21 protein-coding genes and 1 pseudogene are annotated in these 23,690 nt (G+C 55.8%); 7 read left to right on the top strand and 15 right to left on the bottom strand.

All coding sequences use genetic code 11. From position 1 onward, the window contains the following. Positions 1-65 precede the first annotated feature (65 nt). Complete coding sequence (locus DOU50_RS12215) at positions 66-1,544, top strand: PLP-dependent aminotransferase family protein (protein WP_148769479.1); 1,479 nt, start codon at positions 66-68, stop codon at positions 1,542-1,544. A gap of 27 nt (positions 1,545-1,571) precedes the next feature. Here DOU50_RS12215 and DOU50_RS12220 read toward each other — a convergent pair whose 3' ends face one another. Together DOU50_RS12220 and DOU50_RS12225 are read right to left on the bottom strand one after the other, a co-directional pair. Then, positions 1,572-2,207 (bottom strand): helix-turn-helix domain-containing protein, encoded by a 636-nt coding sequence (locus DOU50_RS12220; RefSeq protein ID WP_024909594.1) that lies wholly within the window; start codon positions 2,205-2,207, stop codon positions 1,572-1,574. 121 nt (positions 2,208-2,328) lie between these two features. Beyond that, positions 2,329-3,660: a 2-hydroxycarboxylate transporter family protein gene (locus DOU50_RS12225; RefSeq protein WP_033145663.1), complete on the bottom strand. Its 1,332-nt coding sequence runs from the start codon at positions 3,658-3,660 to the stop codon at positions 2,329-2,331. Positions 3,661-4,065: 405 nt separating this feature from the next. Here DOU50_RS12225 and DOU50_RS12230 point away from each other — a divergent pair, with 405 nt between their 5' ends. After that, positions 4,066-5,013, top strand: coding sequence for an AEC family transporter (locus tag DOU50_RS12230; protein WP_024909596.1), 948 nt, complete (start codon positions 4,066-4,068; stop codon positions 5,011-5,013). 32 nt (positions 5,014-5,045) lie between these two features. Further along, positions 5,046-6,731, top strand: coding sequence for an NAD-dependent malic enzyme (locus tag DOU50_RS12235; RefSeq protein ID WP_148769480.1), 1,686 nt, complete (start codon positions 5,046-5,048; stop codon positions 6,729-6,731). A 44-nt stretch (positions 6,732-6,775) separates the two neighbouring features. Here DOU50_RS12235 and DOU50_RS12240 read toward each other — a convergent pair whose 3' ends face one another. From DOU50_RS12240 to DOU50_RS12295, 11 genes and pseudogenes are all read right to left on the bottom strand, one after another. Then, positions 6,776-7,777 carry a Kdo(2)-lipid IV(A) acyltransferase gene (locus DOU50_RS12240; RefSeq protein ID WP_024909598.1) on the bottom strand — a complete coding sequence of 334 codons (1,002 nt, stop codon included), beginning with the start codon at positions 7,775-7,777 and terminating at the stop codon, positions 6,776-6,778. Positions 7,778-7,959: 182 nt separating this feature from the next. Continuing rightward, positions 7,960-8,190 carry a tautomerase PptA gene (pptA, locus tag DOU50_RS12245; RefSeq protein WP_024909599.1) on the bottom strand — a complete coding sequence of 77 codons (231 nt, stop codon included), beginning with the start codon at positions 8,188-8,190 and terminating at the stop codon, positions 7,960-7,962. A gap of 37 nt (positions 8,191-8,227) precedes the next feature. Next, a complete protein-coding gene (locus DOU50_RS12250) occupies positions 8,228-8,845 on the bottom strand; it encodes a glutathione S-transferase family protein (RefSeq protein ID WP_048992013.1) in 618 nt (205 codons plus the stop codon). A 41-nt stretch (positions 8,846-8,886) separates the two neighbouring features. Next, positions 8,887-9,774, bottom strand: a complete 888-nt coding sequence (locus tag DOU50_RS12255; RefSeq protein WP_148769481.1) for an ABC transporter substrate-binding protein — start codon at positions 9,772-9,774, stop codon at positions 8,887-8,889. 9 nt (positions 9,775-9,783) lie between these two features. Beyond that, positions 9,784-10,557 carry an amino acid ABC transporter ATP-binding protein gene (locus DOU50_RS12260; RefSeq protein WP_024909602.1) on the bottom strand — a complete coding sequence of 258 codons (774 nt, stop codon included), beginning with the start codon at positions 10,555-10,557 and terminating at the stop codon, positions 9,784-9,786. Next, positions 10,541-11,467, bottom strand: a complete 927-nt coding sequence (locus tag DOU50_RS12265; RefSeq protein ID WP_023327573.1) for an amino acid ABC transporter permease — start codon at positions 11,465-11,467, stop codon at positions 10,541-10,543. The genes DOU50_RS12260 and DOU50_RS12265 overlap by 17 nt, the downstream gene beginning before the upstream one ends. Before the next feature lie 9 nt (positions 11,468-11,476). Beyond that, positions 11,477-11,986, bottom strand: coding sequence for a GNAT family N-acetyltransferase (locus DOU50_RS12270; RefSeq protein WP_008501765.1), 510 nt, complete (start codon positions 11,984-11,986; stop codon positions 11,477-11,479). A gap of 9 nt (positions 11,987-11,995) precedes the next feature. Beyond that, a pseudogene (locus tag DOU50_RS23860) lies at positions 11,996-14,259 on the bottom strand (NtaA/DmoA family FMN-dependent monooxygenase). Between the two features lie 16 nt (positions 14,260-14,275). Continuing rightward, positions 14,276-15,397 (bottom strand): M20 peptidase aminoacylase family protein, encoded by a 1,122-nt coding sequence (locus DOU50_RS12285; protein ID WP_148769482.1) that lies wholly within the window; start codon positions 15,395-15,397, stop codon positions 14,276-14,278. Next, a complete protein-coding gene (locus DOU50_RS12290) occupies positions 15,394-16,395 on the bottom strand; it encodes an LLM class flavin-dependent oxidoreductase (RefSeq protein WP_148769483.1) in 1,002 nt (333 codons plus the stop codon). The genes DOU50_RS12285 and DOU50_RS12290 overlap by 4 nt, the downstream gene beginning before the upstream one ends. A 110-nt stretch (positions 16,396-16,505) precedes the next feature. Beyond that, on the bottom strand, positions 16,506-17,045 hold the full coding sequence (locus DOU50_RS12295; RefSeq protein ID WP_148769484.1) for an AAA family ATPase: 540 nt from the start codon (positions 17,043-17,045) through the stop codon (positions 16,506-16,508). Between the two features lie 344 nt (positions 17,046-17,389). Between DOU50_RS12295 and DOU50_RS12300 the strand changes: the two genes are divergently transcribed. Next, on the top strand, positions 17,390-18,925 hold the full coding sequence (locus DOU50_RS12300) for a methyl-accepting chemotaxis protein (protein ID WP_148769485.1): 1,536 nt from the start codon (positions 17,390-17,392) through the stop codon (positions 18,923-18,925). On the opposite strand, the gene DOU50_RS12305 is transcribed toward DOU50_RS12300, so the two are convergent. Further along, positions 18,922-19,320 (bottom strand): cupin domain-containing protein, encoded by a 399-nt coding sequence (locus tag DOU50_RS12305; protein WP_061715048.1) that lies wholly within the window; start codon positions 19,318-19,320, stop codon positions 18,922-18,924. The two genes, DOU50_RS12300 and DOU50_RS12305, sit on opposite strands and share 4 nt — an antisense overlap. Before the next feature lie 108 nt (positions 19,321-19,428). Here DOU50_RS12305 and DOU50_RS12310 point away from each other — a divergent pair, with 108 nt between their 5' ends. After that, positions 19,429-20,343, top strand: a complete 915-nt coding sequence (locus tag DOU50_RS12310; RefSeq protein ID WP_061715047.1) for a LysR family transcriptional regulator — start codon at positions 19,429-19,431, stop codon at positions 20,341-20,343. A gap of 304 nt (positions 20,344-20,647) precedes the next feature. Continuing rightward, positions 20,648-22,144: an L-asparagine permease gene (gene ansP, locus DOU50_RS12315; RefSeq protein ID WP_024909651.1), complete on the top strand. Its 1,497-nt coding sequence runs from the start codon at positions 20,648-20,650 to the stop codon at positions 22,142-22,144. 51 nt (positions 22,145-22,195) lie between these two features. Here ansP and DOU50_RS12320 read toward each other — a convergent pair whose 3' ends face one another. Beyond that, the gene (locus tag DOU50_RS12320) at positions 22,196-23,257 is read right to left on the bottom strand and encodes a YncE family protein (RefSeq protein ID WP_148769486.1); all 1,062 of its coding nucleotides are present in this window, start codon (positions 23,255-23,257) and stop codon (positions 22,196-22,198) included. Between the two features lie 242 nt (positions 23,258-23,499). On the opposite strand from DOU50_RS12320, the gene DOU50_RS12325 reads away from it, so the two are divergent. Continuing rightward, the coding region (locus tag DOU50_RS12325; RefSeq protein WP_416202955.1) for a hypothetical protein at positions 23,500-23,690 on the top strand (191 nt) is incomplete at its 3' end.

Here is a 23,690-nt window from a genome sequence, read left to right on the forward strand (position 1 = left end):
TTTCATCCTGCTGCATGCAGTATTGCTTTAGAATCAAGAGACACAGAGGAAAAGTGGACAACGTAATGTTTAAGCACGCGCAGCTTGAAACGGTTAAGGCATGGATTATCGACCCCGCTAACGGATCGCTACCGCTTCATGAAAGGATCCAGAGAGCAATACGGACGCTGATACTGGAAGGGGTACTATCTCACGGTAAGGCCCTTCCTGCTTCACGCGCTCTGGCCGCTTCTCTCAGCGTTTCCCGGGATACCATAGAAGCGGCCTACTCCAGCCTGCATGCCGAAGGGTTTATTGAGAGACAAACAGGCAGAGGGAGCTTCGTCTCTTCCAGCGCGCGCTTTTTAAAACCCCATCCTCGACAGCATCAGCCAACCGCTGAGATACGAAAAGCAAAACTCAGCGTCCGAGGAAAGATCGTTTATGAAAGCGGCGGGATCCGCGAATTTTCCTCCCCTCGTCCCCTTGCGCCCGGCATTCCTGAAACCCGCATGTTTCCCATTTCAACCTGGGAGCGTCTTCAGCGACAGGTCCTGAAGGAGTTTCAGCATCAGGCATTAGAGCAAAGTCCACCACAGGGTATAGAGCACCTGCGACGGGCCATTGCGGAATATGTCAACCTGGAGCGCGGAACGCGTGCGAGGGCAGAACAGATCATCGTTCTGACAAGTTCTCAACAGGCGCTTGCGCTCTGTTCCCACGTGCTGATGGATGCCGGAGACGGGATTGTCATTGAAGATCCCTCCTATCAAGGGGCACACAAAGCGTTCAACGCCGCAGGACTTCGCTGCATTCCGGTTCCTCTTGATGAAAAAGGCATCTCGGTTGACGGTCTTAATTCTCTGACCGAGCCAGCCAGGGCGATATACCTTACGCCTTCTCATCAGTACCCTACCGGGGTGACGCTCTCTCTTGACCGACGACTGTCAGTTGTCAAATGGGCAAACCGTTACGGGGCCTGGATCATTGAGGATGACTATGACAGTGAGTTTCACTACGAAGGTAAGCCTATGGCCAGTCTTCAGGGGCTTGATACGTACAACCGGACAATTTATATCGGCACGTTCACCAAGTCTCTGTTCCCCGGGCTGCGTATTGCCTACATGATCGTTCCCTCAGAATTGACAGAGCCCTTTACCATGGCGAGGACATTGATGGATGGTCACACCGCCTCAATAACCCAGCTGACGCTGGCTAAATTTCTGGAGGGAGGCCATTTTGGTGCCTATGTTCGTAAGATGAGGAGTATTTACGTTGCTCGTCGCGACACGCTGGCAAGCCTGATGGATGCGTATCTTTCTGAGTATGTTGCCTCTGAAACGCCTGCGGGGGGAATGCAAATGCCTTGTCATCTGAAACACGGAATATCCGAGAAAGAGATAGCAACCGCCGCCCGCCGTGCGGGTGTTGATATACTTGGGCTCACCGATTTATATGCAGGTCCCCCCGCGTCCACCGGTTTTTTGATGGGATTTGCTGCTTACACGGAAAGGGAAATAGAAGACGCTGTAAAAAAACTGGCCGCCATTTTCCGTCATGTTTGATGCCGTCGACCGGTCAGCGGCGAATACTCATTCCGGGCGAGCAAGGCTATATACGGGGATCCGTCGGCTGGTCTTTGTCAGCGTATCAAAGACTTCGGTCTCCGACGTCACAATTCTCACGCCCATTTTCCTTAACCTCTGTACATCCGCCGCGATGCGCTGAATGCCAAACCAGAAAAGCCCGTCGAGTGCCGTCACAGACAGGCCGTTTTCCAGCGCCAGCTTGAGACGTTCCTTTGGGGCTTTGACCTGCTGGGCAATTTGCCTGTAAGGCACTTCATTACATCCTGTCGCGTCACTGCGCTGGATCCGCGTTTTCAGCTGATAGGTAAACTCGTCAGGTATTCCATCGAGATCCCTTTTCAGGCTATAGACGCAGCCAAAGCGCTTGCCGTTAAACAGAACATTTTTCTGACTGAGCTGAAGCTCTTTTCTGACAACGTCTATTAACTGGGGCGCACGGGTGAGAAGTAGCCTGAAGGGCAGCTCGAAGCTGGTGACGTAATCCACATTAAGCAACGCGAGACGCAACCGCTCCTCTGCCCCGGACTTTTGCTCACGACACTCTTCCATCACCTCCGCCCACTGGCGCGTCAGGCGCTCCGGCTCGGCGGCTTCGGTAAGGAGATATTTTTCAATCTGATAATCAACTCTTCCGGTCATCGTGTGGTATCCCGTCGCTGTGGATGCGGTAATTCTATACAGTACGGTGATATTTATAAAGGACTGAACCGCAGCGACATCCTGAAAATGTCGTTGCGATTCAGTATCCTGACGTTTCGAATCAGTGCGCCATAATCCAGCCCATCAGCAGCGTGGCGAAAATCACCGTCGACGCGCCGCCGATGCGGGTGGCGATCTGCGCGAACGGCATGAGCGACATCCGGTTAGACGCGGACAAAATGGCCACGTCCCCCGTTCCGCCCAGCCCGCTGTGGCAGCAGGTTACAATAGCCGCTTCCACAGGATACATATTCAGACGCGACGCGATAAAGTAGCCGCTCAACGCCATTGCAATCACAACCGAACCGCATACCACCACGTATCCTACCGAGAACACCGACACCACGCTCTCAAGCGGCACGTATAACATCCCAAGGCCGATCATCAGCGGCCAGACCAGCGCAGCCGAGACGAATTTATAGCAACTGTGCGCGCCCTGCTCCATTGAGGCCGGGATCACCCTGAAGTATTTACACAGAACAGCAATCAGGATCATCAGCACCGGGCCGGGAATGTGGACCAGTTTTTCAAACAATCCGCCGACGATGAAAAACGCGCACACCATCAGTAACCCGCCGCCCATCAGATGAAAATCCGTCTGCTGCGTGCTTTGCGCTCCGGCAAACAGGCTGGCGTCGTCTTTACTCCGCGTGAGCATGCCATTTCCCGAAAGCGCAGGACGTTTCGCGCCGAGACGCGCCAGCGAGCCCGCACAAATAATGGCGAAGATATTCCCGACGACCGCAGCGGGTGCCAGCTGTGCAACGTAGACGTCCGGCGTCTGCCCCAGTATTGCCGAATAGGCCAGGGACAGCGGCAAAATGCCCTCGCCAATTCCGCCGCCAATGATGGGCACAATGATGAAGAAGAAGGTGTGGTAAGGCGTATAACCAAACAGTGAGCCCACAATGAGGCCGCTCAGCACGGCCATGCATGTTCCCGCCACCAGCGGAACAAACATGCGCATCATCCCCTGGATCAGCAGCACCCGGTTCATCCCCAGAATGCTGCCGACCACCAGGCAGGCAATCACGAAATAGAGCAGGTTCGCCTCTTTCATCAGCAGATGCACGGTATCAAGGGTATGTTTCCCGAATACGCCAAAATAGACCAGCACGGAGGGCACCATCAGGCACAGGATCGCCGGGCCGCCGATATCTTTCAGCACCGGGATTTGACGCCCTACTTTCGCAAACGCGAAACCGAGGGTCATGATCACCGCGAGGCCACCTATCATATTTTTTGGCAGCAGCCCTGCCCAGGCGGATGTCGCCACAATCGCGGCAATCCCGACGAACAGCATCAGCGGGACCGTGCCCACCTCGGTATTGTTGAGCCCAAAGGCAAAACGCGAGGTAGACAGCTCAGAAGTCGGTACAGGATTATCTTTCATATAATCACCTGAAAATTGTGTTCGGATATACAGAGAAAGGAATAACTGAAACTATTCCTGATACGAAAAAATGTTCTTAAATATAAATAATGATTTAGATGGCCTTTTCTAAAAACAGGCTCAGGGTGAAATTATCACGGGCCTGCAGGGAGAAATGTGAACAATTCGGCTCTTTGCCTTTAAATAACTTAATTCAGCGTTTAGTAACTAAAGTTATTTATCGCAACTCATGTCGCATTCTTGCGTCTTATCAATTTTTAACGCAAGCATTACTTATCCAACTAATGCAATCTTTTTGAAATTAATAAAACCAGAGAGAGTGTGACACTTGTCACTCCTGCCCTGCTATCTAAGCGCTAGATTAGCGCTGCAATAAAACACATAAAATACCCTACAGGAAATACTATGCCTTCATTACTATTACAGTCACTGTTTCCGCTCGTCTTTATTATGTTACTTGGATGGCTAAGTGGAAAGCTGGGATATTCCCGGCGTGAAGATGCAAACGTCATGGCAACCGTGGTGATTCGTTTCGCCCTTCCTTTTCATCTTTTCATTGGTGCATTGCATACCGATCCCAATAAAATTAAAAACCTGACCTTTATGGCCGTCCTGGTTGTCGGTTTAATGGGGTCGTATTTACTGACGCTGTTTATTTCACGCTATGTTTTTCGCCACGATATCAAAACCAGCGCCATTCAGTCTCTGGTTTGCGCCTTTCCTGATATGGCCTACTTTGGCGCGCCGGTCCTGGCGGTATTGATTGGGCCGGAAGGATTTATCGGTGTGCTGATAGGTAACATTATCACCAGCGTTATCATGATCCCTCTGACTATCGTCCTGATTCGTATGGGTGATAAAAACGGTCATGATGGCCTGGAGGCGCTGCACCCGGGGGCGATGATCGTACAAAACCTCATCAAAGCGGCTCGCAACCCTATCGTCTGGATCCCGGTCTCCGGCGTCTTGCTCAGTCTCGCCGGTGTGCAAATCCCTTCCATTCTCAGCATGCCTATTGAGATGGTTGGCAAGGTTTCCGGCGGACTGTCCCTGTTTGCCCTCGGCCTGCTGTTTTACGGTGAACGTCCAAAACTGAACGTGCAGACATTTACCAATATCAGTATTAAAAACCTGATTCAGCCGGCAATGATGGCCGCCGCAGGGATCGCCTTTGGCCTGAGTCATACCTTACTGCAGCAGGTCGTAATTATTGGCGCAACGCCTTCCGCTATTGCCGCGGGGATGTTTGCTTTACGCAGCGACACCTATATTGATACCGCATCCTCTTCCATATTAATTGGTACTGCCGTCGGGGTCGTGACCGAAGGCATTATGATCTATTTCATCTCTTAATCTGTTTTATATAAAAAATTCAGGAGTTAACCATGTCCCGGAAAGAAGTTCTGTACACCCCTTACAATGGGGCCGTATTGCTGGAGAATCCGCTATTAAATAAAGGACTCGCTTTTATTAAAGAAGAGCGTGATAATTTTAATCTGCATGGGTTATTGCCGCACAACGTTGAAACCATTGAAGAACAAACCGAGCGCGCCTGGGTACAGTTCTGTCATTTTAAAAGCGATATCTCGCGTCATGTTTATCTGCGAAATATTCAGGACACCAATGAAACTCTCTTTTACAATCTCTTGCGTTCGCATCTGAAAGAGACGTTACCGATTATCTATACCCCGACGGTCGGTGAAGCCTGCGAGCATTTCTCTACGATTTATCGCCGCGCGCGCGGCTTGTTTATTTCATGGCCTAACCGTCATCGTATTGATGAGATGCTGCAAAGTTTTTCACGCAACGACGTTCGCGTGATTGTGGTGACGGACGGGGAACGTATTTTAGGGCTTGGCGATCAGGGTATCGGCGGTATGGGCATCCCGATTGGTAAGCTGTCGCTGTATACCGCCTGCGGGGGGATCCATCCGGCCTCTACCCTCCCGATTATGCTGGATGTCGGCACCAATAATCAGCAACACCTCGACGACCCGATGTACATGGGCTGGCGTCATCCGCGCATCAGCGACGACCAATACGCAGAGTTTATGGATATGTTTGTCAGCACCGTGAAAGCACGCTGGCCCAATGTTCTCCTGCAGTTTGAAGACTTTGCGCAGAAAAACGCAACTCGCCTGCTCCAGCGCTACCGCGACCAGCTGTGCTGCTTCAATGATGATATCCAGGGCACGGCAGCGGTCACCGCAGGTACGCTGATGGCGGCGGCCCATGCGGCAGGCACCCGCATTCGCGATCAGCGCGTTGTCTTCCTGGGCAGTGGTTCTGCCGGATGCGGGATCGCTGAAAAAATTGTGGCGCTGATGGTGGATGACGACCTGAGCGAGTCCGAAGCGCGCAGCCGGATCTTCATGGTCGATCGCTTCGGTCTGCTGACCGACGACATGACCAACCTGCTCGATTTCCAGAAAAACCTGCTTACCGCGCGCGACGCCGTTAGCCGCTGGCAGGTAGAGGCGAAGAATATTTCCCTGCTGGACGTGGTGAAGAACGCGCATCCTACGGTGATGATCGGCGTTTCAGGCCAGCCGGGTCTGTTCAGCGAAGAGATTGTCAAAGAGATGCATCGCCACTGCCCGCGTCCGATTATCATGCCGCTCTCAAACCCGACGTCGCGGGCGGAGGCCCAGCCTCAGGATCTTATCGCCTGGACCCAGGGAGCCGCGCTGGTGGCCACCGGCAGCCCGTTCGCGCCGGTATTCTGGGAGAATGCACACTACGAGATTGCCCAGTGTAACAACGCCTATATCTTCCCTGGTCTGGGGCTGGGCGTTCTGGCCTGTAACGCGCGCCGGGTCACGGAAGAGATGCTGATGGCAGCTAGCCGCAGCCTGGCCGCGCAGTCTCCTCTGGTCACCACGGAAAAAGGTGGATTGCTGCCGCCGGTAGATCAGATTGAAACGGTCTCACGCCAGATTGCCGTCGCCGTCGCCCGGGCTGCGATTGAACAGGGCGTGGCACCGGCGATAGATGATGAGACGTTGATGGCGCGTATCGAGAAGACGTGGTGGCAGGCGGACTATGCGCCGTACCGCCGATCCGCGCTGTAGCGACGGTCATGCCCTCACCGCAGGGTGAGGGCATCGCTGAGGCTTTAGTGCTGTATGCCTGATCGGTCAGAAAAATCGCTGGCGGAGAGAATATCACCCCGTGGGGCCACGCTCTTGCGGCGGTCATACCGGTCAGGTACACCTTCGGGACGCGTTTTGAAGCGCCGGTGCAGCCACATATACTGTTCTGGCGCCATCCGTACAGCGTGTTCAATCGCCCTGTTCATCTGCGTCGCCACGGCTTCTTTATCGCCGCCCTGCAACGCCTCGCTGATATCGTCCAGAATGATCAGCTCGTAACCGGTGCCATCCGCCTTACGGCGCGGCACAAAGGGAATGACGGCAGGCTTAGCGCTTTTGACCAGCATATAGCTTCCAGCGGTCGTCGCGGCATCCGGCACCGCAAAGAACGGCACAAATACGCTATTGGTTTTGCCATAGTCATGGTCCGGGGCGTACCACAAAATTTCATTTTGCTTCAGCGAGCGGATCATGCCCTTTAAATCATGACGATCGAGCATGGTTTTATTGGAACGCAGGCGCCCGCGCGTCTGAAGCCAGTCCAGCAGGGCATTATTATTAGGACGATACACCCCGATACCGGGGTTAAGCATGCCAAATATCCGCGCGCCTAGCTCAAGCGTCAGAAAATGCATCCCCACCAGCACCACGCCCTTTCCTTGCGCCCTGGCCTTTTCCATGTGCTCATAACCCCGCACGGTAAAGTATTTCTTCACCCGCCACTCGGGCCAGAACCATGCCATCCCGGTCTCGATCACCCCCATTCCTACCGATTCAAAATTACGCTGCAGCAATGACTCTCGCTCCGCCTTTTTCATCTCCGGGAAACAAAGCTCCAGGTTGCGGCGGGCAATTTCGACGCGGCGGGGAAGCAAGCGCATCGCCAGTCGACCAAGGCCATGACCGATTCTGAACAGAAGCGGATAAGGGAGCAGCATGATGAGCCACAGCGCGGCAATGCCGGCCCAGCTTAGCCAGTAACGGGGATGAAGAAAGGCGAATGAAAAACGGGGTAATTTTGTCATCAGAAAATTATCCTTTAACGTGTCTGTCCTTAATTGATTCTGTTGAAGATCTTTCCTAAGGATTAATAATATGTCAGCCAGAAACGTTAAGTGTAGCGGATAAGACAAAACGCATTTTTATCGATTTTTGCGAAAACGGGAAAACAAGCCGGGAAGGACTTATTCGCTCCCCGGCAAAGATCCTACATCGAATACCCGGGCTTCTTAATAAGCTCCTCCAGCTTCGGTCCAATTTCGGTATCCCAGACCTGCGCCTTCCAGTCTTCAGGCGCGATCTGGTTCAACGCCACCGACACGGAACTGTCTTTGCTGTTGAAATGGCGAATAATCACGTCGGCAATATCCGCCGCCAGGGCCGTTTTTTGTTCGTCGTTCAAATCACGGGGAAAACATTTGATATCTACGTGTGGCATGTGCAGGCTTCCGGTTGTGAATGTGGGTTACACGTTATCAGATAATATTGTTTGCCTTTAACACCTTGTGCAGTTCCGGTAGCTGACATACGGTGTCCGCAATTGCCGTGAATTTAGGGGTGTTTTCGGCAAACCAGGCGTGACGAGGCCCCCAGGTGCGCGCCACCGCAATATACACATCCAGCAGCGTCAGCCTTTCCCCCAGCGCAAACGGGGCGGCCTTAAGCTGGCTTTCGAACCACAAATAGAGGGATTTCCGGTATGCGATGCAGTTTTTCTGCAGCTGTTCCGGCGCATCCGGCACCCAGCGTTCGGGATAGTCTGCATACGTAAATGTGGGATAGACGTTGGCCACAAACCAGATCAGCAGACGCTGAAACTGCTGGCGTTCGGCCTGCCCCACGGGCGGAGCAAGGTCGGGACATCTGTCGAGCACCATCAGGGCAATCGCCGCCGTTTCGGTCATGATGGCACCATTTTCCAGCGCCAGCGTCGGCACCTGACACAGCGGGTTGAGCTTTTGCAGCAGCTCACGCTGCGGGCCGGGCTGGTCAAACCCGTCCACGTTGATAAATTGATAAGGGATATCAGCCAGGGTTAGCATCACTTCACCGATCGCCGAGCCCCAGCCGGGTACGCCATAGAGTTTAATCATGTTGCCCCCTCAGGAGTGAAAATCCTAAGTGTAGAGCACCATTAGTAGGTTATCCCAGGCGGGTTGACCTCCGACTGTGCCACCGCTTCCCCCTGCTCGCCCCAGCGCGCCAGCACCTTCTGGTAATCTCCCCGCTTGATCGCGCCGTCCAGCGCCGCCTGTAACGCGTACACCAGCTCATTGCCTTTTTTGGTCGTGGTCGCGACATAGGCTTTTTTCGGCCCTAAACCGACCACGCGGGTTTTACCTGTGAGCGCCGCTTTATAGGCTGAAACCGACTGCGGTCCGAAGAACACATCCGCCCTTCCGGACTGGATATAGAGATTGCTCGAGGCATCATCGTGGAGATAAACCGGCAGCGCAGGCTCGCGCCCCGCCTTTTTATTCTCTTCGTTCCAGCCCAGCAGAATGCGTTCCTGATTCGTACCGGAGCCGACAATCACCCTTTTCCCGGCCAGATCTTCCGCGCTTTTGATTGACTGGATCTCACTGGTGGATTTCACCGAAAACGCCAGCGAGTCGACGCGGTAGGTCGCAAAATCAAACTTCTCTTTACGCTGTTCGGTCACCGCAATGTTCACCAGCGCCACGTCGTAGCGCCCGGAGGCGATCCCCAGCGGCCAGTCTTCCCACGCCGTCGGCACCAGCTTCAGCTTCAGCCCCAGGCTGCCCGCCAGCAGGCGGGCGATATCCGGGTCGCTGCCAATGCGCGTACGGTTATCGCTGGCCAGCAGCGCCAGCGGCGGGGAGTTCAGCATTGAGACGGCGACCGTCAGCGTACCCGGCTCCACGAATTTGTAACCGGCGGGGATCTTCGCCACGGCCTGCCGATCCACCGTCACCGGCAGCGGCTGCTCGTTGGCTTTCAAATCAATGCTGGCGTGGCTCGCCGTCGTAAAAAGCAGTCCTGCCAGAAGTCCATATTTCATCTGCGCTCCTTACAGCACTTTTGACAGGAACTGGCGCGTTCGCGCATGTGACGGACGGTTTAATACCTCGTCACTGCTTCCCTGCTCGACAATTTTTCCGTCGACCATAAACACCACCTGATCCGCCACTTCCCGGGCAAAGCCGATCTCGTGAGTGACCACCACCAGCGTAGTCCCGGACCGGGCCAGTTTTTTGATTACGTCCAGCACTTCCCCTACCAGCTCCGGATCCAGCGCCGAGGTGGGTTCATCAAACAGCATCACGCGAGGACGTAACGCCAGCGCACGGGCAATGGCAATACGCTGCTGTTGCCCGCCGGAGAGATGCCGCGACCAGGCATCGGCTTTATCCCGCAGCCCGACCACGTCCAGCAGGCTGTACGCCCTTTCTACCGCCTCTTTTTTGCTGAGCTTTTTATGCGCGATGGGCGCCTCAATCAGGTTTTCCAGCACCGTGAGATGCGGAAAGAGATTGAAGTTCTGAAACACATAGCCCACGTTGACGCGCTGTTTGAGGATCTCCTTCTCCTTCAGCTCGTAGAGCCTGTCTCCCTGACGACGGTAGCCAATGTAATCCCCGTCGATCTGAATAAAGCCTTCATCGACGCGCTCCAGGTGATTAATGGTGCGCAGCAAGGTTGATTTGCCTGACCCGGACGGCCCGAGAATGACCGTCACGGACCCGGGAGGGATCTCAAGCGAAACGTTGTCGAGCGCCTTATGGCGGCCAAAAAATTTGCTGACGCCGGTAATCGAAATATGTCCTTCAGGAGAGGCTTGCATGGATAGGCTCCTGTGCTGGCGTGGTGGTGACAGAACGGGTACGACGAGCGGCACGGTTCTGATTAACGGCAGAGCGGCGTTCGCTGCGGGCAAGTGCGCGTTCAACACCGTACTGGATAGCGGACAGGACGGTGGTGATCGCCAGGTACCAGGCGGCACCGACCATCAGCAGCGGGATCACCTCCTGCGTGCGGTTGTAGATCATCTGGATGGTATAGAACAGCTCCGGCATCGCCAGGACGTACACCATCGCCGTGCCCTTCGCGAGGCTGATGATTTCATTGAACCCCGACGGCAGAATGGTGCGCAGCGCCTGAGGCAAAATGATGCGCACCGTGCGGCGCCAGGCCGGCAGGCCGAGCGCGGCGGCGGCCTCATACTGGCCGTGATCGACCCCGAGGAAGCCCCCGCGAATGATCTCGGCGGTATAGGCGCTCTGCACCAGGGTTAGCCCCACCACGGCGGTAGAAAACTGCCCCAGCACGTTAATGGTTTCAAAGCTGCCCCAGGTGATGCCGGTGAAAGGCACGCCGAGCGAGAGCGTGTCGTAGAGATATGAAAAGTTGTACAGAATGATCAGCACCACAATCAGCGGCAGCGACCGAAACAGCCAGATGTACGCCCACGCCAGGCTGCTGAGCAGCCAGGATGAAGAGAGTCTCGCCAGGGCCAGCATGCCGCCAAACACCACGCTCAGCGCGGTGCCGATCAGCGTCAGCAGCAGGGTCTGTCCGACACCTTCGAGGATCACCGGGTCGAAGAACCAGCGGGCGAACACCGCCCACTCCCAGCGCGGGTTAAAGGCCACGGACTGAATCACGACCGCCAGGACAAACAGCGCCACCGCGGCGCCGACGGCCCGCAGCGGATAACGCGCCGGGACCACCTTAATGGTTTCAACGTTGCTCATCGTCGTTCCTCATGCGGTTTTACTGAACGCTTCACGTACCAGCGTTTTGGTGAATCGCAGCCGACCATCAAACGGCGGCTGGCTGTACTCTTCCGGATCGCGGTTCAGATCGAACTGCGGCTGATAGCCCTGGCTAAGATAGAGCCTGACCGCCTCCGGCTGACGAAAACCGGTTGTCAGGTAGATCTGACTGTACCCTGCCAGCACCGCCCTGCGCTCCAGCTCCTGCACCACGCGCCCGGCAAGCCCCTGCTGACGCAGGGTTTTGTCCGTCCAGATGCGTTTGATTTCCGCGGTGCGTTCGTCGAACGGTTTGTATGCGCCGGTAGCGATAATCTTCCCATCGCGCTCCAGGACGATAAACAGCCCCTGCGGCGCTAAATACCACTCGGTGAGCTCCACTTCCGCGTCTTTTGAGAAGTAGTCCCCGTAGCGGGCGGCATATTCACCGAACAGCCCCTCGATAATGGGCTGAAGTTCAGCATCTTCCGGTGATACATCACGAAATCGTTCGCTCATCACGCCTCCTTAATCGCCCAGGCCAGCCGGGTTCACTTCGGACTGAGGAATGCGCTCAACCCCTTCCCCCCAGCGGTTGAGCACTTTGTCGTAATCGCCGTTTTTGATGACGCCGTTCAGCGCGGTTTGCACCGGCTCAACCAGTCCGCTGCCTTTTTTCAGCGTCACCGCGATGTGTGCCGCCTTCGGCCAGCCGCCGTCGACGCTGCCCACCAGTTTGGTTTTCCCGTTCAGCGCCGCTTTCCAGGCGCCAATCACGTTCGGACCGAAGTAGGCATCCGCGCGCCCGGACTGCAGCGCCAGGGTTTGGGCCGCATCGTCTTTGGTGTAGATCGGGGTAAAGGGCTTCAGCCCCTTCTTCAGGTTTTCGGCATTCCATGCCAGCAGGATGGCCTCCTGGTTAGTGCCGGAGCCGACGATAATCCGCAGCCCGGCGATGTCCTCAGCCTTCTCAAGCGACTTGATCGGGCTGGTTGATTTCACGTAGAACCCGAGGGAATCTTTTCGGTAGGTGGCAAAGTCAAACTTCTGTTTGCGCTCTTTAGTGACGGTGATGTTGCTGATGGCGGCATCGTATTTCCCGGAGGCCACGCCCAGCGGCCAGTCTTCCCAGGAGGTGGGCACCACGTTCAGCTCCAGCCCGAGGCTGTCGGCGACCAGACGGGCGACGTCAACCTCGCTCCCCAGCAGCGTTTTGTTGTCGTCGGAGAAGACCGTCAGCGGCGGTTGATTGAGCCCCGCAACCGCCACGGTAAATTTCCCCGGCACGGCAAAGCGATAGTCTTTCGGCAGCTGTGCCACCGCATCATTGTTTTTGGCAGTGTTAACCGGCGTTTTATTGGCCTCGATGCTCACGCCGGTGCCGTTAATATTCACATTCTCTGCCCAGACGGCAGGGGTAAAGGCCAGCGCGAGCGCCAGAATAAGCGATGATTTCTGCATAGCGGGGTTCTCTTTTATTGTTGTGTGAACTGGTTTTTCGGTTGGTCTAAACCCAGGCTTTCGCGCAGCGTGGTGCCCGGATAGTCGGTACGGAACAGGCCGCGGGCCTGAAGAATGGGCACCACCTGGTCAACAAAGCGCGGGAAGGTATCTGGCGTACCGCCCTGAATGATGAAGCCGTCAGCGGCATAGCCTTCAAACCAGGCCTGAAGACCGTCTGCCACCTCCTCCGGCGTGCCGGAAAAGCGCGGGCGCGGTGATGCAGCTTCAAGGGCTACCTGACGCAGGGTTAAGCTGCGCTCGCGGGCGTTACGCTTAATTTCATCGGTGGTACTGCGGAAGCTGTTTTTGCCTAAATCGCCGATATCCGGGAACGGCTCGTCGAGCGGATACTGGCTGAAATCGTGATGTTCAAAATAACGCCCGAGGTAATTGAGGGCATCGTTAATCGACACCAGCGCCGCCGTGGTCTGGTACTGGTTTTCCACGTCTTCGGCATCGCTACCCACAATCACGCTGACGCCCTGAAAAATATGTAAATCTGACGCGCGGCGGCCGTTTGTTTCCAGCTGCTGCTTCACGTCGCGGTAAAAGGCTTTTGCCTCGTCGAGCGTCTCGTGATGGGTAAAAATGGCGTCGGCATGTTTCGCCGCCAGCTTTTTCCCGTCGTCCGACGCCCCGGCCTGAAAGACAATCGGACGCCCCTGCGGGGTGCGGCCAATATTCAGCGGCCCGGCGACCTGGAAGAAATCACCGTGATGATCCAGGGTGTGAAGCTTTGACGCGTCAAAGAATTGCCCGCTCTCTTTATTACGTACGAACGCATCACCCTCCCAGGAATCCCACAGCCCTTTCACCACGTCGAGATACTCATCCGCAATCCGGTAGCGCAGCGCATGCTCGGGGTGTTTTTCGCGGGAAAAGTTCTTCGCCGACCCTTCCAGCGGCGAGGTCACCACGTTCCAGCCCGCGCGTCCGTTGCTGAGGTGGTCGAGGCTGGCGAACTGGCGCGCCGTGGTGAAGGGTTCGCTGTAGGAGGTGGATAAGGTTCCCACCAGCCCCAGGCGCGAGGTGATGCTGGCGAGAGCAGATAACACCGTCAGCGGTTCAAAGCGATTTAAAAAATGCGGGATGGATTTCTCGTTTATGTAGAGACCGTCGGCAACGAATAAAAAATCGAGTTTGCCCTCCTCCGCCTTTAACGCCGTCGATTTGACGAAATCAAAATTGATACTGGCATCGGCGACGGCCTCAGGGTGACGCCAGGCGGACATATTTCCGGATGCACCATGCAAAATGGTCCCCAGCCGCAGTTGACGATGTGCAGACATATTCACCTCTTAAGAATTAAACGTGTTGCAGGGCTTTTTCCGCAAGCTGTGCAAAATAGCGGGCAGCGGGCTCAATTAAGGCTTCATCCGGATTAAATGCCGGATGATGTAAACCGTACGGGCTGTTGCTGCCGATGCTGACAAACGCCCCCGGGATCTGCTGCAGATAGACCGCAAAATCTTCCCCGCCCATATGCAGCTCGGCGTGCCGGGTTTCGTATCCGGCGTCCCGGGCGACCGAGGTGGCGAAATCGGCCCAGCGTTCGTCATTCACCAGCGCGGTGGGCCCGGCATACCAGGTGATATCAATCTGCGCGCTGAAGGCGCTGGCAAAACCGGCAGCGATTTCGCCCACGCGGGATTTCACATTCTGCTGCACTTCCGTGCGATGGGTACGCAGCGTGCCTTCCAGCTCGACGCTTTCCGGCAGCACGTTCCAGGTGTTACCGCCCGCAATGCGCGTCACGCTCAGCACCACCGAATCCAGCGTATTGACGTTGCGGCTGGCGACGCTTTGCAGCGCCGTCACCAGTTGGCTCGCCAGCACAATGGCGTCGTTGCCTTCATGCGGACGTGCGGCGTGCGCGCCCTTACCGGTAATGCGGATCACAAAGCGGTCGACGTTGGCATAGAACGGACCGCCTCGGGTAGCGAACTCACCGACCGGCAGGCCGGGCTCGTTGTGCATACCGAAAATCGCGCTGACATCGCGTAAGGCACCGGCGCGCACCATGCTCTTCGCACCGCCGAAGTTCTCTTCGGCAGGCTGAAACAGGATCCGCACCCGGCCGTTAAGCGAGGCCTCTCGCTCTTTCAGCTTTAACGCGGCGCCGAGGATGACGCTGGTGTGGATATCGTGTCCGCAGGCATGCATTACGCCTGCACGCTGCGAGCTAAACGGCACGCCGCTGCGCTCTTCAATCGGCAGGGCATCAATATCCGCCCGCAGCGCAATCAGTTTGCTGCCCGAGCCGATTTCCGCCACCAGCCCGGTAGACAGGTCGTAAGGCTGCGGGGTAATCCCGGCATTCGTCAGCCACTGGCGCAGGCGCGTCGTGGTCTCCACTTCCTGGCCGGAGAGCTCCGGGTTCTGGTGCAGTTCGCGACGCCAGGCAATCAGCTGTTCGCCAAAGCTCATACGGTGACCTCCCTGTTAAGACGCGCCTCGGCGAGCAGGCGCAGCGACGCGACGCGCGTTGCTCCCTCCGCTACCGGCGTGTCGATGATAAATTCGTCAATGCCCCACTGCTGATGCAGCGCGTTGAGCTGTTCCACTACCGACTCAGCGGTACCCGCCAGCAGCGACTGCGCCCGACGTGCAATGCGCACCGGCTCGCTGCCCGCCTGGCGTGCAAAGGCGTAGGCCTGCTCTTCGCTGGCCACGGTGACGCGCTGCCCGTTTGCCAGCTCAACGCCCCACACCTCGACCTTCTGCGCCAGCGCGTCTGCCTCGGCCTGCGTCGGCGCGACAATCGCCTGTACTGCCACTATCACGTCCCGCGCGCTGTTCTCACGCCAGGTCGATACCACCTCACGCAGCAGATCCGGGTCACCGTTCAGGTGTGCGGCAAACACAAAGTGCCAGTCGAGCCTGGCGGCCAGCAGCGCGCTTTCGGTACTCGCGCCCAGCAGGAAACCCTCCGCAGGCAGCGGCGGCAGCGGCGTGGCGCGGACGGCTTCTTCAATAGCGTGATGCTCAGGACGGATCCAGCTGTCGAGCTGGGCCAGCTGTTCGGCAAAACTGCCCTTTTCCTGTTGATTCAGGCCCTGCTGCAGCGCGCGGGTTGAGAGCGGTAGTCCGCCGGGGGCCTTCCCGACGCCGAGATCCACGCGGCCAGGCGCCAGCGCGGCCAGCACGTTGAAGTTCTCGGCGACTTTATAGGGGCTGTAGTGCTGAAGCATTACGCCGCCGGACCCGACGCGAATGCGCGTGGTTTGCCCGAGGATCCAGGCAATCAGCAGCTCCGGGGAAGGGCTGGCAAGCTGTGGGGTGTTGTGGTGTTCGGCAATCCAGAAACGATGATAGCCCAGATTTTCTGCCTGCTGCGCCAGCGCCAGGGTACGCGCCAGTGCATCGGCAGCCGTTTCGTTTTCAGCGATGGGGCTTTTATCCAGAATGCTGATTCGCCATGACATGTTGCGTTCTCGTTTGACTTAACATGTCGTCATTATTAAAGGCGCATTTCACCACTGAGAAACAATTAATTTACATTTAGTTTGCCGGAAAACAGATATATAAAACCATGCTAAGGATAAGACTTTAAGGAGGCAATCAGCGTTTCCACCTGCTCCCGACGGGTAATGCGGACGAAGCGAATATGGCTATATTGCGGGTTTTGCAGATCGGCTTCATAGCGCGTGCGGTTGTTACGCCAGGTTTTCATCGTCCAGATGATAATCGATTCTCTGCTGAAGAACGCGCGCCGGAAACTCTCTTTATTCCCCGTTCCCGGCCAGAGCTCGTGCTTATGCCAGGCCCGCTTTATTGCTCGGGTGACGGCCTGCCAGAGGGTGCGGATAAACCCATAATCCACCCACACCACCACATCTACATCGCGCCATTTCACAGGCCGCGTGCGGTTGTAGTTACCGTCCAGCACCCAGTCTGGCGACGCCTGTAGCGCCTGCTCCAGCTTTGCCTGAAACTCGTCGTCCGGCGTGCCCTGCCAGTCAGCCTGCCAGTAAAGTCTGTCCATCTCGATACAGGGAATAGCCAGTTCGGTCGCAATCTGCTTCGCCAGCGTGCTTTTTCCACTTCCGCTGGTTCCTATGACGTTAATTTTCACCTCAGCCTCCCTGTATTTACGAAAATGTGACCAATCATAGCGTTTTCATCCTGTTAACGAAACGCTATTTCAGCATGACAATTTTTCCCGGGAAGCGATCTCCCTCTTACAGTTTGGCTTATGTCATTTATTTACAGCGCCTCCCAAAAACGCCCCTGAAAATGTTTTCATTTTTATTACATTCGATAGCGTTAACCGTTTAAAAATAATATGTAGCGAGTATTTCAGACAGCCAAAAATTCAGAGAGAATAAGCAGCAGACAGTTATAAAAATAATCTCATTAATCTTGCCGGAGTGCTTTCCGGACGTTTTTTTATTCTTGCACAACATCATGGAGTTACTCATGAGGCGTAACACTCCCGTTACACAAAACGAGTATTTGCTTAACGATGGTTCGACGTTAATGTCGACCACCGATACAAAAAGTCATATTACCTATGCTAATTCCGCTTTTATTGAAGCCAGCGGATATAAAGAAGAACATCTTCTTGGTGAGCCGCATAACCTCATCCGCCATCCCGACATGCCTGCCGAAGCGTTTGGCGACATGTGGTTTACCCTGCAGCAGGGCGAGACCTGGACAGGGCTGGTGAAGAACCGTCGTCATAATGGCGATCACTACTGGGTGCGGGCCAACGTGACGCCGGTCTGGCAGGGTGGATCCCTGACGGGCTATATTTCGGTGCGAAATATCCCCGCACGGGAAGAGATCGCAGCCAGTGAAAAACTGTATGCAAAAGTGCGTAATAACGAATTAAAACATTATCGTTTTTATAAAGGACTGTTGGTTCGACGCGGTTTATTTTCCTTTATGTCGCTTTTTAAATGTCTCAGCACCTGTAAACGAATCCATCTTGGTATTGCAACGACAGCGTTACTCTCCTGCCTGGCGGTGTATTTCTTCCCTGATAAACTTGTGCAGTCGGGGAGTCTGGCGCTGCTCTTTTCTGCCCTTGCCTGTTATCTTCACGCGCAGATCGCACGGCCGGTAAAATCTATTGTTCAACAGATGCAGCGCGTGGTTTCAGGACGTAAAACGGACTATTACCATTTTGACAGGATCGATGACATCGGGCTGATGATGCGCCTGGTGAATCAATCAGGTTTGAACCTGAATTCGCTGGTTGACGATGTCGGGGCGCAAATCAGCGGGATTGGCACCATCAGCCAGCAGGTCGCGAAAGAAGGTGCGGCGCTGCAAACGCGCTCTGAAGAAACCGCAGACTTTCTGCAGCAAACCGCATCTGCGGTGGAAGAGATCGCCAGCGCGGTGAAGCAGACGGCAGAAACCGCGAATGAAGCGATCCAGATGGCGGATCGCACCAGCGACAGCGCCCACTGCGGTGAAGCGATGATGAAAGAGACCATCGGTATGATGCAGTCCGTGTCGCAGGATAACGGCCAGATCGTCGATATTATCAGCGTTATCGATCGCATTGCCTTCCAGACCAATATTCTTGCGCTGAATGCCGCCGTGGAAGCGGCGCGCGCGGGTGAAGCCGGGCGCGGCTTTGCCGTGGTGGCGGCTGAGGTGCGCAATCTTGCGCAGCACTCCGCGACGGCGGCGAAAGAGATCAAAGCGCTGATCGAGAAAAACGTTGCCAGCGTCAACGCTGGCGTGGAGAAGGTGGTACAAACCGAATCACAGCTGACGGTCATGATCGACCATGTTCTGCAGGTTTCCACCTTGATTAAGGAGATCGGCCACGCCACGCAGGAACAAACCCAGGCGCTGACGCTGATCAACGCCTCCCTCTCCCGTATCGGCGCAATGACCCAGAGCAATACGGGGATGGTGGATAACGTCACTCACGCTGCGAATCACCTGACGCAGCGGACGACGCGCCTGCAGCAGGCAATTTCCGTTTTTGGCGGTTAGCCGTTCGGGTACTGCTCGTCAGTCACTTTTTCCAGCCATGTTACCGGGCTGCCGTTTACCGCTTCGGCGATGGCAAGATGCGTCATCGCCGTTTGCGCATTTGCGCCGTGCCAGTGCTTCACGCCGGGTGGGATCCAGGCGATATCGCCCTGATTCAGAATTTCCGCCTCTTTGCCCCACTCCTGTAACCAGCCGCGCCCCTGCGTCACAATCAGCGTTTGTCCCAGGGGATGCGTATGCCAGGCCGTGCGCGCGCCCGGCTCAAAGGTTACGGTTGCCCCGCCGACGCTGTCAGGTTCGGTCGCCTGAAAGGGTGCGTCAATCCGAACAGTCCCGGTAAACCAGGCTTCCGGTCCTCGTACTGAAGGTATTGAACCGCTGCGGATAATTTTCATCTTTTGCTCCTCGTTGACTGTTGCGTTAACAGTAGCGCAAAGCACTCGGCAGCATTAGGGTGCATAATCAGATAGGACACATGACTGAAACTCATAAATAGAACCGCGATGCTAAAAGATAATTTCAACGATCTGCTCTCCTTTATGGTGGTGGCCCGCGAGCGTAGCTTTACGCGCGCAGCGGCGCAGCTGGGCGTCTCGCAATCGGCACTGAGCCATGCGATGCGCAAGCTTGAGGCGCGATTAGACGTTCGCCTGTTAACCCGCACAACCCGCAGCGTGGTTCCGACACCCGCGGGTGAGCAGCTTTTTTCGCGCCTCAGCCCGCATCTGCTGGAGATCGAACAGGAACTCACGGCGCTTCGCAGCACCCACGACAAACCCGCAGGCGCTATCCGCATCGTCGCCGGCGAGCACGCGATGGATGCCGTGCTCTGGCCGGTCCTAAAGGCTTTTATGCTGCAATATCCTGACATTAACGTCGAAGTGATGGTCGACAATGGCCTGACAGATATCGTAGATGGCCGCTTCGACGCAGGGGTTCGCCTGGGTGAACAGGTGGCAAAAGACATGATTGCGGTGCGGATTGCGCCGGACATGCGCATGGCGGTCGTCGGCTCCCCGGATTACCTGGCTCGTTTTGGCGTGCCGCTCGTGCCGGAGCAGCTGGGTGAACACCGCTGTATCAATCTCCGCCTGCCCACCCGAGGGGGATTGTATAACTGGGAATTTGAGCGCGACGGGCGCGAGCTTCGCGTGCGGGTTGACGGACAGCTTACGCTGAATAACCTGTCGCAGCGCATCGACGCCGCGGAGAATGGTCTCGGATTAGCCTACGTGCCCGAGTCCTCGGTTCTGGACGCTCTGAATCAGGGACGGCTGGTCAGGGTCCTTGAATCGTGGTGCCCCACGTTTGAAGGATACCACCTCTATTATCCGAGCCGCCGGCAGCACACAACCGCGTTCAGGTTACTTCTCGATGCCCTGCAGCAGCAAAAATTTATACCATCTGGTAATAATTAAGAGAATCTGATGATTAAATAATCAACCTCGCCATTGTTTTGACTAAAAACTCATCACGATTCAGCGTGTTGTGATCCCCGTCTGCTCTGACCACACGATTTCCTTCGACGTGCATCACTTTCGGCACGGTTATATTTTGCGTCGCTTATGAATTGCAGGTAGGATGCCTCGCCATGTTTCGCCTTATCCATACGCAGAATGACTGGGAAGGCGACATGTGTTTGCGCAGAAGCAATCGTTTGTATTGCTTTCTGCCAGGCAGGACTATCACGATAATGGTTCAGACAGGCAAACAGGTAACTCAATGAAAACAAGCAATAAAAGCGCAGCCGATCATCATGCTGCTAAACGTCGCTGGTTGAACTCTCACGAAGAGGGCTACCACAAAGCGATGGGCAACCGTCAGGTTCAAATGATCGCCATCGGCGGCGCTATCGGAACGGGTCTGTTTTTAGGTGCTGGTGCACGCCTGCAGATGGCTGGCCCGGCTCTCGCCCTGGTCTATCTGGTGTGCGGGATCTTCTCTTTCTTCATTCTTCGTGCACTGGGCGAACTGGTACTGCATCGCCCTTCCAGCGGAAGCTTCGTCTCTTACGCCCGTGAATTCCTCGGTGAAAAAGCGGCCTACGTTGCGGGCTGGATGTACTTCGTCAACTGGGCGATGACAGGTATTGTCGATATCACCGCCGTTGCGCTGTATATGCACTACTGGGGCGCGTTTGGTGATGTGCCGCAGTGGGTCTTTGCGCTTGGCGCGCTGGCGATTGTCGGCACCATGAACATGATCGGCGTGAAGTGGTTCGCGGAGATGGAGTTCTGGTTTGCGCTGGTAAAAGTGCTGGCCATCGTGGTGTTCCTGGTCGTGGGTACCGTCTTCCTCGGCAGCGGTAAGCCGCTGGATGGCAATGCCACCGGCTTCCACCTGATAACCGATAACGGCGGATTCTTCCCGCACGGTCTGCTGCCTGCGCTGGTACTGGTTCAGGGCGTCGTGTTCGCCTTCGCCTCTATCGAACTGGTGGGCACCGCGGCAGGTGAATGTAAAGATCCGCAGACGATGGTGCCAAAAGCCATCAACAGCGTGATCTGGCGTATCGGTCTGTTCTACGTCGGTTCCGTGGTGCTGCTGGTTCTGCTGCTGCCATGGACTGCCTATCAGGCGGGCCAGAGTCCGTTCGTGACCTTCTTCTCTAAGCTGGGCGTGCCTTACGTGGGCAGCATCATGAACATCGTGGTCCTGACGGCGGCGCTCTCCAGCCTGAACTCCGGCCTTTACTCTACCGGTCGTATCCTGCGCTCCATGTCGATGGGCGGTTCCGCGCCGAAGTTCATGTCGAAGATGAGCAAGCAGCAGGTTCCCTATGCAGGGATTCTGGCAACGCTGGTGGTTTACGTCTTTGGCGTGTTCCTGAACTATCTGGTGCCGTCCCGCGTATTTGAGATCGTTCTGAACGTGGCTGCACTGGGGATTATCGCTTCCTGGGGCTTTATCGTGGTCTGCCAGATGCGTCTGCGCAAGGCGATTAAAGAAGGCAAAGCGGCTGATGTGAGCTTCAAGATGCCGGGCGCACCGGTGACCTCCTGGCTCACTCTGCTCTTCCTGTTCAGCGTGCTGGTGCTGATGGCGTTCGACTATCCGAACGGTACCTACACCATCGCGACGATTCCGCTGCTGGCGGTACTGCTGATTGCCGGCTGGTTCGGCGTGCGTAAGCGCGTTCACGAGATCCACAGCACCGCGCCGGTTCATCACGACGATGAAAAACACGACGCGCCGCTGGTAGAAGAAACCTCGCGTTAAGCATCCAGAAAGCATTAAAAAGGGAAGGCAAATGCCTTCCCTTTTTTTATCTTACAGCGCGATACGAATGACATCGTCAGGCTGGGTGGCTTCCTGCTGGCGGGTGGATTTTTGTTTCACCGTCACATACAGCGTTTTACCATCGGCAGAAAGCGCCAGGCTGTTCGGGTAGACCGGCGTGTCGAACGTTTTAGTAACCTTATACGTTTTCGCATCAATCACGCTCACCTTGCCGGCTTCACGGTGGGTCACGTAGGCTTCGTTGCGGGCCGGGTTAAACAGGACCGCCAGGGATTCCGGCGCGGCGATTTTCTCGAGCACGCTGCCGTCTTTCAGGCTCACTACCAGCACTTCCGGCTGTTTTGAATCAGTCAGGAACGCACGCTGACCGGCAGCGTCGAGGCTCAGGTTCAGATAGAAGTGCTCTTTCCCGTCGTCCTGCACTTTTTTACGGCTGATAATCTTGTTGCTGGCCGTATCAATCGTCACCAGTTCACCGTCCGCATTCGTGGTATAGAGACGTTTCGCCTGCGCATCCAGCGCCAGACCGGTACTGTAGGTGCCAGTATTGGCAATGGTCTCTTTCAGCTTCAGCGTTGCGCCATCCACGACCCAAATCACGCTCTCTTTGCCGACACCGGTGATGTAAATCGTGTTGTTCGCGTCATCAGCCACCAGCTGGCGCGGCTGCAGCGGTTTGACGGTTTCGCTGCGTTGACGCCCGTCCAGCACCAGACGTCCTTTTACGTCGCCCGTTTTTGCATCAATCGCGGTTACCGCGCCGTTGATGGTGTTGCCAAACCACAGGGTTTGCGTCGCGCTGTCGAGAGTGGCACCAAAGGGTTTCAGATCGCTGTGAATCGCCTGCGTCACGTCCAGCGTGACCGGATCAAGACGGTAAACAACCCCGCCCTTATCGGTTTTGCGGCTTTGCGAGGTCGCCACCCACAGCGCATTCTCCTGCTGGCTCACGGCCATTTCATACGCCCCTTTGCCCACCGCTTTACGCAGCACCTCTTCGGCGGCATGCGCCTGGAACGTCCCGGCAAGCAGTAAAGTGGCAGACAGCAGTGACAGGCTCAGACGCGGCGAGCACAGATGACGTAAAGACATAACAATTCCTTTTCTGAAAAGTGGGGTTTGGGCTGACATCACTTCCGGCAGACAACGTCATGGCATTGCCTTTTGATAATGAGAATAGTAATCATTAATCAGATGAATGTGGAGTTTTTCTTTCCCACACCACCTTTCATTAACGCAATGTGCGGTTATAGTTTTCAAAACATTTACAAAACCTTTAACATGTATGGACATGTTCCATTTGGTTCGTTTATACACCACAACCGGTTTTATTCATGAAAATCATTTCTGCCCGTAAGGCCTCTCTCCCGCTGCTGCTGGTTCCCGTTACTTTCGCGCCGCTCACCGCTATGAGCGCGGAGGAACAGACCATGATCGTCAGCGCCACGCCGCAAACCGTATCGGAGCTGGATACCTCGGCCGCGGTCAGCGTCGTCAATGGCGATGACATGCGCCACGCCGCGCC

This window comes from Enterobacter sp. C6, assembly GCF_008122455.1.
GTDB classification, from domain to species: Bacteria; Pseudomonadota; Gammaproteobacteria; order Enterobacterales; family Enterobacteriaceae; genus Enterobacter; species Enterobacter pseudoroggenkampii.